Origin of the sequence: Pseudomonas sp. XK-1 (assembly GCF_038069885.1) — a bacterium.
Taxonomy (GTDB): Bacteria; Pseudomonadota; Gammaproteobacteria; order Pseudomonadales; family Pseudomonadaceae; genus Aquipseudomonas.
Map to the genome: position 1 here is coordinate 50,048 of NZ_JBBPES010000008.1, position 13,416 is coordinate 63,463.

Annotated in this window: 11 protein-coding genes; 5 read left to right on the top strand and 6 right to left on the bottom strand. The window is 59.8% G+C overall.

Annotation, left to right across the window (positions count from 1 at the left end):
• Positions 1-25 precede the first annotated feature (25 nt).
• Positions 26-2,251 carry an NADP-dependent isocitrate dehydrogenase gene (locus WMW70_RS19550; protein ID WP_341439128.1) on the bottom strand — a complete coding sequence of 742 codons (2,226 nt, stop codon included), beginning with the start codon at positions 2,249-2,251 and terminating at the stop codon, positions 26-28.
• Positions 2,252-2,614: 363 nt separating this feature from the next.
• On the opposite strand from WMW70_RS19550, the gene icd reads away from it, so the two are divergent.
• Positions 2,615-3,871 carry an NADP-dependent isocitrate dehydrogenase gene (icd, locus tag WMW70_RS19555; protein ID WP_341439129.1) on the top strand — a complete coding sequence of 419 codons (1,257 nt, stop codon included), beginning with the start codon at positions 2,615-2,617 and terminating at the stop codon, positions 3,869-3,871.
• A gap of 197 nt (positions 3,872-4,068) precedes the next feature.
• On the opposite strand, the gene cspD is transcribed toward icd, so the two are convergent.
• Positions 4,069-4,332: a cold shock domain-containing protein CspD gene (gene cspD, locus WMW70_RS19560; protein ID WP_341439130.1), complete on the bottom strand. Its 264-nt coding sequence runs from the start codon at positions 4,330-4,332 to the stop codon at positions 4,069-4,071.
• Between the two features lie 227 nt (positions 4,333-4,559).
• Here cspD and clpS point away from each other — a divergent pair, with 227 nt between their 5' ends.
• Complete coding sequence (clpS, locus tag WMW70_RS19565; RefSeq protein WP_341439131.1) at positions 4,560-4,922, top strand: ATP-dependent Clp protease adapter ClpS; 363 nt, start codon at positions 4,560-4,562, stop codon at positions 4,920-4,922.
• 29 nt (positions 4,923-4,951) lie between these two features.
• Entirely contained in the window at positions 4,952-7,222 is a 2,271-nt protein-coding gene (gene clpA, locus WMW70_RS19570) for an ATP-dependent Clp protease ATP-binding subunit ClpA (RefSeq protein WP_341439132.1), read from the top strand.
• A 121-nt stretch (positions 7,223-7,343) separates the two neighbouring features.
• On the opposite strand, the gene infA is transcribed toward clpA, so the two are convergent.
• The 4 genes from infA to trxB form a co-directional block, all read right to left on the bottom strand.
• A complete protein-coding gene (gene infA, locus WMW70_RS19575; protein WP_002553999.1) occupies positions 7,344-7,562 on the bottom strand; it encodes a translation initiation factor IF-1 in 219 nt (72 codons plus the stop codon).
• Between the two features lie 100 nt (positions 7,563-7,662).
• Positions 7,663-8,370, bottom strand: coding sequence for an arginyltransferase (locus WMW70_RS19580; protein WP_341439133.1), 708 nt, complete (start codon positions 8,368-8,370; stop codon positions 7,663-7,665).
• A 54-nt stretch (positions 8,371-8,424) separates the two neighbouring features.
• Positions 8,425-9,105, bottom strand: a complete 681-nt coding sequence (aat, locus tag WMW70_RS19585) for a leucyl/phenylalanyl-tRNA--protein transferase (RefSeq protein WP_341439134.1) — start codon at positions 9,103-9,105, stop codon at positions 8,425-8,427.
• Positions 9,106-9,159: 54 nt separating this feature from the next.
• A complete protein-coding gene (trxB, locus tag WMW70_RS19590) occupies positions 9,160-10,110 on the bottom strand; it encodes a thioredoxin-disulfide reductase (RefSeq protein WP_341439135.1) in 951 nt (316 codons plus the stop codon).
• Between the two features lie 229 nt (positions 10,111-10,339).
• On the opposite strand from trxB, the gene ftsK reads away from it, so the two are divergent.
• Both ftsK and lolA read left to right on the top strand, forming a co-directional pair.
• Positions 10,340-12,745, top strand: coding sequence for a DNA translocase FtsK (ftsK, locus tag WMW70_RS19595; RefSeq protein ID WP_341439136.1), 2,406 nt, complete (start codon positions 10,340-10,342; stop codon positions 12,743-12,745).
• A gap of 29 nt (positions 12,746-12,774) precedes the next feature.
• Positions 12,775-13,401: an outer membrane lipoprotein chaperone LolA gene (gene lolA, locus WMW70_RS19600; RefSeq protein ID WP_341439137.1), complete on the top strand. Its 627-nt coding sequence runs from the start codon at positions 12,775-12,777 to the stop codon at positions 13,399-13,401.
• The last annotated feature ends 15 nt before the right edge of the window (positions 13,402-13,416 follow it).

Here is a 13,416-nt window from a genome sequence, read left to right on the forward strand (position 1 = left end):
TGCAACGCCCAGGGGCGCTGGGTGTTTAGACCAGGGCGGAAAGCGCGGCGTTGAAGGTCGCGCTTGGACGCATGGCCTGGCTGGTCAGCTGTGGGTTGGAGCGGTAGTAGCCGCCGATGTCCACTGGCTTGCCCTGTACCGCGCTGAGTTCGGCAACGATGGTTGCTTCGTTCTCGCTAAGGAGTTTTGCCAGTGGCGCGAACTGCGCCTGCAGCTCTGGATCTTCCTGCTGTGCGGCCAGTTCCTGAGCCCAGTACAGGGCCAGGTAGAAGTGGCTACCGCGGTTGTCCAGTTCGCCGGTCTTGCGCGATGGCGACTTGTTGTTGTCCAGCAACTTGCCGGTGGCCGCGTCGAGGGTGGTGCCCAGGAGCTTGGCTTTCGGGTTGTTGGTCTTGATTCCGGTCTCTTCCAGGGAAACCGCCAGGGCCAGGAATTCGCCCAGCGAGTCCCAGCGCAGGTGGTTTTCTTCGAGCAACTGCTGCACATGCTTGGGAGCCGAGCCGCCGGCACCGGTTTCGTACATGCCGCCGCCGGCCATCAATGGAACGATGGACAGCATCTTGGCCGAGGTGCCCAGTTCCATGATCGGGAACAGGTCGGTCAGGTAGTCGCGCAGTACGTTGCCGGTCACCGAAATGGTGTCCTGGCCGCGGATCAGACGCTCCATGCTTACGCGGATGGCCTGGTTGTAGTCCATGATGCGGATGTCCAGACCGGTCAGGTCGTGTTCCCGCAGGTAGGCTTCAACCTTCTTCTGCAGTTCGCGGTCGTGGGCGCGCTCCGGGTCGAGCCAGAAGATCGCCGGGGTGGCGGACTGGCGCGCGCGGGTGACGGCCAGCTTGACCCAGTCGCGGATCGGCGCGTCCTTGGTCTGGCAGGCGCGCCAGATGTCGCCTGCTTCGACTTCATGCTGCATCAGCACAGTGCCGTCGGCTGCGACGACGCGCATGATGCCGTTTTCGGTCAATTCGAAGGTCTTGTCGTGGGAGCCGTATTCTTCGGCCTTCTGCGCCATCAGGCCGACGTTCGGTACGCTGCCCATGGTGGTCGGGTCGAACGCGCCGTTGGTTTTGCAGAAATTGATCATTTCCTGGTAGATACGGGCGTAGGTGCTTTCCGGCATCACCGCCTTGGTGTCCTTGAGCTTGCCGTCCTTGCCCCACATCTGCCCGGAGCTGCGAATCATCGCCGGCATCGAAGCGTCGACGATCACGTCGCTGGGGATGTGCAGGTTGGTGATGCCCTTGACCGAGTCGACCATGGCCATTTCCGGGCGATGGCTGTAGCAGGCGTGGATGTCGTCGAGGATTTCTTCCTGACGTGAGGCGGGCAGGGACTTGATCTTGTCGTAGACGCTGCTGATGCCGTTGTTCGGGTTGACGCCCAGTTCCTTGAACAGCTCGCCGTATTTGTCGAATACGTCCTTGTAGTAGACGCTGACGGCGTGACCGAAGACGATCGGGTGGGAGACCTTCATCATGGTCGCCTTGACGTGCAGGGACCACATCACGCCGTTTTCCTTGCAGTCCTGCAGGGTCTTCTCGAAGAAATCGCGCAGCTTGCGGCAGCTCATAAACATGCTGTCGAACACTTCGCCTTCCTGCAGGGCGAGCTGCTTCTTGACCACGACCTGACCATTCTTGCCGACGAATTCGATGCGCACGTCACCAGCCTTGGCCATGGTGATCGACTGTTCGCTGGAGAAGAAATCGCCGCCGCGCATGTAGTCGGCGTGGGATTGCGACGCCATGCTCCACTTGCCCATGGAGTGCGGATGCTTGCGCACGAATGCCTTGACCGCTGCAGGTGCGCGGCGGTCGGAGTTGCCTTCACGCAACACCGGGTTTACCGCGCTGCCAAGCACCTTGCTGTAGCGGGCGCTGGCTTCTTTCTCGGCTTCAGTTTGCGGGTCTTCAGGGAAGTTCGGGATGTTATAGCCTTGGGCCTGCAGCTCGGCGATTGCGCCTTTGAGCTGCGGCACCGAGGCGCTGATGTTCGGCAACTTGATGATGTTGGCGTCTGGCGAGGTGGCCAGCACGGCCAGCTTGGCGAGGTCGTCGTCGATCTGCTTGTCGGCATCCAACTGGTCGGCAAAGCTTGCAAGGATGCGCCCTGCAAGAGAGATGTCGCGGGTTTCGACGGCAATGCCAGCAGAGGCTGCGAAGGCTTCTACAATAGGAAGAAGCGAATAGGTCGCAAGGGCTGGGGCTTCGTCGGTGAAGGTATAGATGATCTTCGAAGGGGTGGACATGTGGAATTAACTCTCTTCTTCGCTGAGCGTGCACAAACGCCCGACATGCGCAGGTAGGCGCCGAGGTTCGTGTGAACGAACCAGCAGTCGAGGTCTTGCCGCGGTGATGTTGGATGCACCAGTAGAGTGTCGAGCATTTCGAGCCGCGCGAATCGTGGTGGCAATTCGGCGGTTTCAAGAGGCAGATACCTCGCAGAAGTAGCCTGCGCCTTATGACTTGTTAGTCATCGCGGCAGTATACCACTGCGGCAGCGCGTCGCAGAATGCTCAGCCACATAAGACCAACGAACATATGGTTTCGCCCGATTCAAGTGAGTTACTCTCGGGTGATATGACTGTTTTAACCACGAGACGGAGTCCAGCATGGGATACCAAAAGATCCAGGTGCCAGCAACCGGTGACAAAATCACCGTTAATGCCGATACATCCCTGAACGTACCGAACAACCCGATCATCCCGTATATCGAAGGTGATGGCATCGGCGTCGATATCAGCCCGGTCATGATCAAAGTTGTTGATGCCGCGGTCGAGAAGGCCTACGGCGGCGAGCGCAAGATTTCCTGGATGGAGGTCTATGCCGGCGAGAAGGCCACTCAGGTCTATGACCAGGACACCTGGCTGCCGCAGGAAACCCTGGACGCGGTCAAGGATTACGTCGTGTCCATCAAGGGCCCACTGACCACACCTGTCGGCGGCGGTATCCGCTCGCTGAACGTGGCCTTGCGCCAGCAACTCGACCTGTATGTCTGCCTGCGCCCTGTGCGCTGGTTTGAAGGCGTGCCGAGCCCGGTGAAGAAGCCCGGCGATGTCGACATGACCATCTTCCGCGAGAACTCGGAAGACATCTATGCCGGTATCGAGTGGAAGGCCGGCTCGCCGGAAGCGAACAAGGTGATCAAGTTCCTTAAAGAGGAAATGGGCGTCACCAAGATCCGTTTTGATCAGGATTGCGGTATCGGCGTCAAGCCGGTTTCCAAGGAAGGCACCAAGCGCCTGGCGCGCAAGGCGCTGCAGTATGTGGTCGATAACGACCGCGACTCGCTGACCATCGTGCACAAAGGCAACATCATGAAGTTCACCGAGGGTGCCTTCAAGGAGTGGGCTTACGAGATTGCTGCCGATGAGTTCGGCGCAACCCTGCTTGATGGCGGCCCCTGGATGCAGTTCAAGAATCCGCGCACCGGCAAGAACGTCATCGTCAAGGACGCCATCGCCGATGCCATGTTGCAGCAGATTCTGCTGCGTCCGGCTGAATATGATGTGATCGCCACCCTCAACCTCAACGGTGACTACCTGTCTGACGCCCTGGCGGCAGAAGTGGGCGGTATCGGTATCGCGCCGGGTGCCAACCTGTCCGACACCGTGGCCATGTTCGAGGCTACCCACGGCACTGCGCCCAAGTACGCTGGCAAGGACCAGGTGAACCCGGGTTCGTTGATCCTCTCCGCGGAAATGATGCTGCGTCACATGGGCTGGATTGAGGCGGCCGATCTGATCATCAAGGGCACCAATGGCGCTATCTCTGCCAAGACCGTGACCTATGACTTCGAGCGTCTGATGGACGGTGCCAAGCTGCTGTCCTGCTCGGAATTCGGCGATGCGTTGATCTCGCATATGTAAGCGAGCTGCTTTAACTCCCCGTGGTGGCGACCTCCAGGGTGGTCGCCACGGGGCGGTAGACCATAAAAAATTGCAGGGAGCAATTTTTAACGTCGCGCGAGCGACGGCCCGTAGGGTGGTCGCCAGGGATGGCAGACCAAAAAGAAAGGCCGGTCAATCGACCGGCCTTTTTGTGGGTAAGCAATAAACCCGGTAAGTCAGACTTCTACCGTTGCGCCCTGGGGCTGCTTGACCGCAGTCGGGGTGTCAGTGGCGGCAGTCGCCGCGCTGATATTGACGGCGTGGAGCCCTTTAGGACCTTGAATAATATCGAAGCTTACTGGCTGGCCAGCTTTCAGCGTTTTATAGCCGTCCATCTGGATAGCCGAGTAATGGGCGAACAGGTCCTCATCTCGACCGTCGGCGACGATGAATCCATAGCCTTTGGCGTTGTTGAACCACTTGACCTTACCGCTAACCATGCTGACATCCCTCTGCAAAGGACTCCATCACTGGAGTATCATCCACTTAAATTCCACACATAGACTGGCCGAGCGCTGGTGGTGTGGAACCCCTTATACCCCTGACAGGGTATTTGTTGTTTGTAACACTGTTTTGCCGATAGTCAAGGCAATGCTGCAACTGGCTGCGAAGCCGTTCAAACTCTGCCTGGCATCTCCTATTCGCCCTTCAACGAACCCTATTCACCATGCATGCACGTAGCCAGATTCGACTAACATTAAATCAGGATCGCCCGGCAGCGCATGAGGACGATTCCTTCGGTATCGCCGTCCAGGAGTCCAAGCCGGCATTGCAGGCACCTCCTATGTATAAAGTGGTCATATTCAACGATGACTACACGCCCATGGATTTTGTGGTCGAGGTTCTCGAGGTTTTCTTCAACCTCAATCGAGAGCTGGCGACCAAGCTCATGCTGACCGTTCATACCGAAGGGCGAGCAGTGTGTGGAGTGTTTACCCGCGATATTGCTGAAACCAAGGCTACGCAGGTGAATCAATATGCGAGAGAGAGCCAGCATCCGCTACTCTGTGAAATAGAGAAGGACGGTTAACACCGGCCGCTTGGGCATGAGGTGAAGCTATGTTAAATCGAGAGCTCGAAGTCACCCTCAATCTGGCTTTCAAGGAGGCTCGCACCAAGCGTCATGAATTCATGACGGTTGAGCACCTCCTGCTAGCGCTTCTGGATAATGAGGCCGCGGCAAGCGTGTTGCGCGCCTGCGGTGCCAATCTGGATAAATTGCGGCATGACCTGCAAGAATTTATCGACTCCACCACGCCACTGATTCCTCAGCATGATGAAGAGCGCGAAACCCAGCCAACCCTGGGTTTTCAGCGGGTATTGCAGCGCGCGGTATTCCACGTGCAAAGCTCGGGCAAGCGTGAAGTGACCGGGGCCAATGTGCTGGTGGCCATCTTCAGCGAACAGGAAAGCCAGGCGGTGTTCCTGCTCAAGCAGCAGAGTGTTGCGCGTATCGATGTGGTCAACTTTATTGCCCATGGCATCTCCAAGGTGCCGGGTCATGGTGGCCATTCCGAAACCGATCAGGAAATGCAGGACGAAGAGGGCGGTGAGTCTTCCAGCTCCAGCAATCCGCTGGATGCCTATGCTAGTAACCTCAACGAACTGGCGCGCCAGGGACGTATCGACCCGCTGGTCGGTCGTGAGCTGGAGGTCGAGCGGGTCGCGCAGATCCTCGCACGCCGGCGCAAGAACAACCCGCTGCTGGTCGGTGAGGCCGGTGTGGGTAAAACCGCAATTGCCGAAGGTCTGGCCAAGCGCATCGTCGACAATCAGGTACCCGACCTGCTGGCTGACAGCGTGGTCTACTCCCTGGATCTGGGGGCGTTGCTGGCCGGTACCAAATACCGCGGCGACTTCGAGAAACGCCTCAAGGCGTTGCTTAATGAGCTGCGCAAGCGGCCGCACGCCATTCTGTTTATCGACGAGATCCACACCATTATCGGGGCCGGCGCGGCATCCGGTGGGGTGATGGACGCCTCTAATCTGCTCAAGCCGATGCTTTCCTCGGGTGAGATTCGCTGCATCGGCTCCACTACCTTCCAGGAGTTTCGCGGCATTTTCGAGAAGGATCGCGCCCTGGCGCGGCGCTTCCAGAAGGTCGATGTGGTCGAGCCCTCGGTGGAAGACACCATTGGCATTCTGCGGGGCCTGAAAGGGCGCTTCGAGCAGCACCACAGCATCGAGTACAGCGACGAGGCGCTGCGTGCAGCTGCCGAGCTGGCTTCGCGTTATATCAATGACCGGCATATGCCGGACAAGGCCATCGACGTGATCGATGAAGCGGGTGCCTACCAGCGCCTGCAGCCGGTGGAAAAACGCCTGGCACGCATTGATGTGGCGCAGGTCGAGGATATCGTGGCGAAAATTGCCCGGATTCCGCCGAAGCATGTCAGCAGCTCGGATAAAGAACTGCTGCGCAACCTTGAGCGCGACCTGAAGCTGACGGTCTTTGGTCAGGATGCGGCGATCGACTCGCTGTCGACCGCGATCAAGCTGTCGCGGGCTGGGCTCAAGGCACCGGACAAGCCCGTGGGTTCCTTCCTGTTTGCCGGCCCTACCGGGGTGGGCAAGACCGAGGCCGCGCGCCAGTTGGCCAAGGCGCTGGGGGTGGAGTTGATCCGCTTCGACATGTCCGAGTATATGGAGCGCCACACGGTGTCGCGCCTGATCGGTGCGCCGCCCGGTTATGTCGGTTTCGACCAGGGTGGCCTGCTCACCGAGGCCATCACCAAGACCCCGCATTGCGTGCTGCTGCTCGATGAAATCGAGAAGGCTCACCCGGAAGTCTTCAACCTGCTGCTGCAGGTGATGGACCACGGCACCCTGACCGACAACAACGGACGCAAGGCGGATTTCCGCAATGTGATCGTGATCATGACCACCAACGCCGGTGCCGAGACTGCCGCGCGGGCTTCTATTGGTTTCACTCACCAGGATCATTCATCCGATGCCATGGAAGTGATCAAGAAGAGCTTCACGCCGGAGTTCCGTAACCGTCTGGACACCATTATCCAGTTCGGCCGTCTGAGCCACGAGGTGATCAAGAGCATCGTCGACAAGTTCCTCACCGAGCTGCAGGCGCAGCTGGAGGACAAGCGGGTCATGCTTGAGGTCAGCGATGCGGCGCGTAACTGGTTGGCGGAGCAGGGCTACGACGTGCAGATGGGTGCCCGGCCGATGGCGCGCCTGATTCAGGACAAGATCAAGCGTCCGCTGGCAGAAGAGATTCTGTTCGGCGAGTTGTCCGAGCATGGTGGCGTGGTGCATGTCGATATCAGCGATGGCGAGCTGACCTTCGACTTTGAAACCACGGCGGAAATGGCCTGATCCACAACGCCAAGCAACAAAAACGCCCGGCAATGCCGGGCGTTTTCATTTGCAGCCTGGGTTAACTTGCCGTCAACTGCCGTTTTGCCCCGATCGGGCTCCTGGCGGTTGACCTGCGTGATTAACGGGCGCGGTAGGTGATACGACCCTTGCTCAGGTCGTAAGGTGTCAGCTCAACGCGAACCTTGTCACCAGTCAGAATGCGGATGTAGTTCTTGCGCATCTTTCCGGAGATGTGCGCGGTAACGACGTGCCCATTTTCCAACTCCACACGGAACATGGTGTTGGGCAGGGTGTCGACGACAGTGCCTTCCATTTCGAAGCTGTCTTCTTTCGACATGCAGTAAAGCCCTCGGTATCCAATGAATGGCCCGGTGCAACTGGCGCCAGGCAAAAGCGGCGTGCATTGTGCCCGAAAATTGGGGTTTGCGCCAAGGGCTTCAGATAAGGCTGACCCAGCGTTGATTGACGAAGAGCTCAATCGGCCGATATTGGGTCTTGTAGTTCATCTTGCGGCAGTTCTTGATCCAGTAGCCGAGGTAGACGGCGTGCAGGCCCAGGCGGGTGGTTTCGGCGATTTGCCAGAGGATGGCGAAGCGGCCCAGGCTGCGTCGCTCCTCGTTGGGGTCGTAGAAGGTGTAAACCGCGGAAAGCCCATTGGGCAGCACGTCGGTGACGGCGATGGCGAGCAGGCGGCCTTGCTGGCGGAACTCGTAGAAGCGGGAAAATGCCAGATCACGGACGAGAAAGGTGGAGAATTGTTCGCGGCTGGGCGGGTACATGTCGCCATCGGCATGGCGCTGCTCGATATAGCGGACGTAGAGGCTGTAATACTCTTCGGTGAAGGTCGGACGCACCGGGCGTACCTGAAGGTCCTGGTTTCGCTTGAGAATGCGCCGTTGCTGGCGATTGGGGCTGAACTGCGCGGCAGGGATACGTGCCGGCATGCAGGCGGTACAGCGCTGGCAGTGCGGTCGATAGAGGTGCTCGCCGCTGCGCCGAAAGCCCATTTCCGAAAGCTCGGCGTAAACCTCCGCGTCCATGGGCTGGCTGGGGTCGAGGAACAGGGTGGTGGCTTGTTCATCGGGCAGGTAGCTGCATGGGTGCGGCTGAGTGGCATAAAACTTCAGGCGGGCCAGCTCGGTCATGATCGACTCTCGGGATCAGTCTTATTCAAGTGTATGCCAGGCAGGCAAACTCGCCTAGGCAACCCAGTCGGCTTGATTGACCTGGTCGAGATGGCGACTCAGATAAGCGGCAAACTGCTGGCGGGAGATGGCTCTGGCGCCGAAGTTGTGCAGGTGTTGTGTCGGCATCTGGCAGTCAATCAGTACGAAGCCCCAGGCTTTGAGGTGCTGCACCAGGGTGGCAAAGCCCACTTTGGAGGCATTGTCGGCGCGACTGAACATCGATTCGCCGAAAAACAGCTGGCCCATGGCCAGGCCGTAGAGGCCGCCGACCATTTCCTCGCCCTGCCAGACTTCGACCGAATGGGCGATGCCGCGCTTATGCAGCTCCAGGTAGGCGGCCTGCATAGGTGTGGTGATCCAAGTGTCCGCGGCGTAACTGCGCGGCGCGGCGCAGGCCTGGATGACCTCGGCGAAGGCCTGGTCGAAGGTGACCCGGTAGCGGCCCTGGCGCAATAGCTTGGCGAGGCTGCGGGAGACGTGCAGTTCCTCGGGGAATAATACGGTTCGCGGGTCGGGCGACCACCAGAGAATCGGCTGGCCGTCCTGAAACCAGGGAAAGCAGCCGTGGCGGTAAGCCTGGATCAGGCGTTCGGGGCTCAGGTCGCCGCCGGCAGCGAGCAATCCGTTGGGATCGCGCAGCGCCTTGTCGAGGGGCGGAAAATCCAGTGAATCGCGTTGTAGCCAGGTCAGCATGAGGCGCGGCCGGAGGAGGGCAGGGCGGTCGCTAAGGAACCGCCCTGAGGGCTATCAGTTGTCGTCGAGGAACTTCTCGACGTCGAGTGCGGCCATGCAGCCTGCGCCGGCCGAGGTGATGGCCTGGCGATAGACGTGGTCGGCCACATCGCCGGCGGCGAAGACGCCTTCGATGCTGGTGGCAGTGGCATTGCCTTCGCTGCCGCCCTTGATCAGCAGGTAGCCGTCACGCATTTCCAGCTGGCCCTGGAACAGCTCGGTATTGGGCTTGTGGCCGATGGCGATAAACACGCCGGCCAGTGGTAGATCCTTGGTCACACCGGTCTGGGTGTCTTTCAGGCGTGCACCGGTCACCCCTGTGTTGTCGCCCAGTACTTCTTCCAGTGCATGGTTCCAGTGCAGTACCACGTTGCCGTTGGCCGCCTTGTCGAACAGCTTGTCCTGAAGGATCTTCTCAGAACGCAGTTTGTCGCGACGGTGTACCAGATGCACTTCCTTGGCGATATTGGCCAGATACAGTGCCTCTTCAACAGCGGTGTTGCCGCCGCCGATCACGGCGACCACCTGGTTGCGATAGAAGAAGCCATCGCAGGTGGCACAAGCCGACACGCCCTTGCCGGAAAATGCTTCTTCCGACGGCAGGCCCAGGTACTGGGCGGATGCGCCAGTGGCAATAATCAGGGCATCGCAGGTATAGGTGCCGCTGTCGCCCTTGAGGGTAAAGGGGCGCGACTGCAACTCGGCGGTATGGATGTGGTCGTAGACGATCTCGGTTTCAAAGCGCTCGGCATGCTTCTGCATGCGCTCCATCAGGGCCGGACCGGTCAGACCTTCGACGTCGCCCGGCCAGTTGTCCACTTCGGTGGTGGTGGTGAGCTGACCGCCAGGCTGAATGCCGGTGATCACCACGGGCTTGAGATTGGCTCGGGCGGCATAGACGGCGGCGCTATAACCGGCGGGGCCAGAGCCCAGGATGATCAGGCGTGAATGCTTGACTTCGCTCATAAAAACACCTCATAAGCCTTTGTCACAAAAGAGAATGCATGCTCCAATTGAGCCGCACGGAAGATGTTGGCGGATATGCTACACCGAAGCAGGTGGCGAGCGGGAGTCGAGCGCCGTTGCCCGATGGCCGCGGGCGATTGCGTGGCACGGCGCGGCTAAACCCGTACAATCGGCGCTTGATCCGCCTTTAACCAATTATTCGGCGCCCCGGCGCAGGAACAGATGCGTTTTGAAGAACTCTAGCCCTACCGCACAAGCCCCCGTCTGGCGTCAGCAATTGCCTTACCGACTCAAGGAGGGGGCGCTGATCGGCCTGGGTGCACTCTGTCTTTATCTGTGGATGGCGCTGCTGACCTACGATGCGGCCGACCCGGGCTGGACCCATACCAGCAATGTCGAGCAGGTGCAAAATGCCGCCGGGCGTGCCGGTGCCTGGTTCGCCGATATCCTGTTTATGGCCCTGGGTTACTTCGCTTACCTGTTCCCGCTGCTGCTGGGGGTCAAGACCCTGCAGGTGTTCCGCGCCCGCCATCAACCCTGGCAGTGGAGTGGCTGGCTGTTTTCCTGGCGCCTGATCGGCCTGGTGTTTCTGGTGCTATCGGGCGCTGCGCTGGCCTATATCCATTTTGATGCAAACACCTCTATGCCGGCCTCTGCCGGTGGTGCCCTGGGGGAAAGCCTCGGTCAGCTGGCCGTCAATGCGCTGAACGTGCAGGGCAGTACCCTGCTGTTTATCGCCATGTTTCTCTTCGGTCTGACCGTGTTTACCGACCTGTCCTGGTTCAAGGTGATGGACCTGACCGGCAAGATCACCCTGGACTTGTTCGAGTTGATTCAGGGCCTGAGCAACCGCTGGTGGAATGCCCGGGTCGAGCGCAAGCAGCTGGTTGCCCAGCTGCGCGAGGTCGACGAGCGCGTCACCGAGGTGTCCGCCCCCATCGTTCTCGATCGCCGCGAGCAGGCCAGGGTCAAGGAACGCCTGATCGAGCGCGAAGAGTCGCTGAACAAGCATATGAGCGAGCGGGTCAATCGTCCGGCTCCGCAGATCACCCCGCCGGCCGCGCCCAAGGCGGCCGAGCCGAGCAAGCGGGTGCTGAAAGAGAAGCAGGTCAATCTGTTCGAGGACAGTGCCCTGGCCGGCAGTCTGCCGCCTATCTCGATCCTCGATGTGGCGGAAAAGATCCAGAAGAAGTATTCCCCCGAGTCCCTTGAGGCCATGTCGCGGCTGGTGGAGATCAAACTCAAGGAGTTTGGTGTCGAGGTCATAGTCGAATCAGTGCATCCGGGGCCGGTGATCACCCGCTTCGAGATTCAGCCGGCCGCCGGGGTCAAGGTCAGCCGTATTTCCAACCTGGCCAAGGATCTGGCACGCTCGCTGGCGGTGATCAGCGTGCGGGTGGTGGAAGTGATTCCGGGCAAGACCACCGTGGGTATCGAAATCCCCAACGAAGACCGCCAGATCGTGCGCTTCTCCGAGGTGCTGTCGTCGCCCGAGTATGATGATGCCAAGTCGCCGGTGACCCTGGCCCTCGGCCATGATATTGGCGGCAAGCCGGTGATTACCGACCTGGCGCGCATGCCGCACCTGCTGGTGGCTGGTACCACCGGTTCCGGTAAGTCGGTGGGGGTCAACGCGATGATCCTGTCGATCCTGTTCAAATCCACGCCGGAAGAGGCGCGCTTGATCATGATCGACCCGAAGATGCTCGAACTGTCGATCTACGAAGGCATTCCGCACCTGCTGTGCCCGGTGGTGACCGATATGAAGGAGGCCGCCAACGCCCTGCGCTGGTCGGTGGCCGAGATGGAGCGGCGCTACAAGCTGATGTCGAAGATGGGCGTGCGTAACCTGGCTGGCTTCAACCGCAAGGTCAAGGACGCCGAGGAAGCCGGCGAGCCGCTGTCCGACCCGCTGTACAAGCGCGAAAGCATGCACGACGAAGCGCCGCTGCTGAAAACCCTGCCGACCATCGTGGTGGTGGTCGACGAGTTCGCCGACATGATGATGATCGTCGGCAAGAAGGTCGAAGAGCTGATCGCGCGTATCGCGCAGAAGGCCCGCGCGGCGGGCATCCACCTGATCCTCGCCACACAGCGTCCTTCGGTGGATGTGATTACCGGCTTGATCAAGGCCAATATCCCGACCCGTATGGCGTTCCAGGTGTCGAGCAAGATCGACTCGCGCACCATTCTCGACCAGGGCGGTGCCGAACAACTGCTGGGCCACGGTGACATGCTCTATATGCCGCCTGGCACCGGCTTGCCGATTCGCGTACACGGTGCCTTCGTCTCCGACGAGGAAGTGCATCGCGTGGTCGAGGCCTGGAAACAGCGCGGCACGCCGGATTACATCGAAGATATCCTGGCCGGTGTCGAAGAAGCCGGCAGCGGCTTCGATGGCAGCAGCGGTGAGGGTGGCGGTGAAGGCAGCGAGGCTGATCCGCTCTACGACGAGGCGGTCAATTTCGTGCTGGAAAGCCGCCGCGCCTCGATTTCCTCGGTGCAGCGCAAGCTGAAAATCGGCTACAACCGCGCCGCGCGGATGATCGAGGCCATGGAGATGGCCGGTGTGGTGACCTCGATGAACACTAATGGCTCCCGTGAGGTCATAGCACCAGGCCCCAATCGCGATTAATGCTTCAGTCCCTGTTCATAAGGAGTCCCATGCGCCTGATTCGCATGTTGTTGCTGACCGTTTTGAGTTTTTCCAGTGTGGCCGCCGTGGCCGACGATTCGCTTGCCGTGCAGCGCCTGACCGAGCTGCTCAACCAGGCCCAGACCATCAGTGCGCGCTTTTCCCAACTGACCCTGGACGGCAGCGGTACCCAGCTGCAGGAAACTGCCGGCCAGCTGGCGCTCAAGCGCCCCGGGCTGTTCCGCTGGCACACCGATGCGCCGATGGAGCAGCTGCTGGTCTCCAATGGCGAGAAAGTCTGGCTGTATGACCCGGACCTTGAGCAGGTCACCATCCAGACCCTGGATCAGCGCCTGACCCACACCCCGGCTCTGCTGTTGTCCGGCGATGTGTCGAAGATCAGCGAGAACTTTGAGATCAGCCACAGCGAAAGCGGCAATGTGGTCGACTTTATTCTCAAGCCAAAATCCAAGGACAGCCTGTTCGACAGCCTGCGCCTGTCGTTTCGCAACAAGGTGCTCAATGATATGCAGCTGATCGACAGCATTGGTCAGCGCACCAATATCCTGTTCCTTGGGGTGAAGATGAATGAGGCGCTGGATGACGGCCTGTTCACCTTCGATATCCCCGAAGGTGCGGACGTGATTCAAGAGTAGAGCGCCCCACAGCAA

What these genes read in the sequence shown, in the direction of transcription:
- WMW70_RS19550 (WP_341439128.1), bottom strand. Translation starts at nt 2,251, where the DNA reads ATGTCCACCCCTTCGAAGATCATCTATACCTTCACCGACGAAGCCCCA.
- icd (WP_341439129.1), top strand. Translation starts at nt 2,615, where the DNA reads ATGGGATACCAAAAGATCCAGGTGCCAGCAACCGGTGACAAAATCACC.
- cspD (WP_341439130.1), bottom strand. Translation starts at nt 4,332, where the DNA reads ATGGTTAGCGGTAAGGTCAAGTGGTTCAACAACGCCAAAGGCTATGGA.
- clpS (WP_341439131.1), top strand. Translation starts at nt 4,560, where the DNA reads ATGCATGCACGTAGCCAGATTCGACTAACATTAAATCAGGATCGCCCG.
- clpA (WP_341439132.1), top strand. Translation starts at nt 4,952, where the DNA reads ATGTTAAATCGAGAGCTCGAAGTCACCCTCAATCTGGCTTTCAAGGAG.
- infA (WP_002553999.1), bottom strand. Translation starts at nt 7,562, where the DNA reads ATGTCGAAAGAAGACAGCTTCGAAATGGAAGGCACTGTCGTCGACACC.
- WMW70_RS19580 (WP_341439133.1), bottom strand. Translation starts at nt 8,370, where the DNA reads ATGACCGAGCTGGCCCGCCTGAAGTTTTATGCCACTCAGCCGCACCCA.
- aat (WP_341439134.1), bottom strand. Translation starts at nt 9,105, where the DNA reads ATGCTGACCTGGCTACAACGCGATTCACTGGATTTTCCGCCCCTCGAC.
- trxB (WP_341439135.1), bottom strand. Translation starts at nt 10,110, where the DNA reads ATGAGCGAAGTCAAGCATTCACGCCTGATCATCCTGGGCTCTGGCCCC.
- lolA (WP_341439137.1), top strand. Translation starts at nt 12,775, where the DNA reads ATGCGCCTGATTCGCATGTTGTTGCTGACCGTTTTGAGTTTTTCCAGT.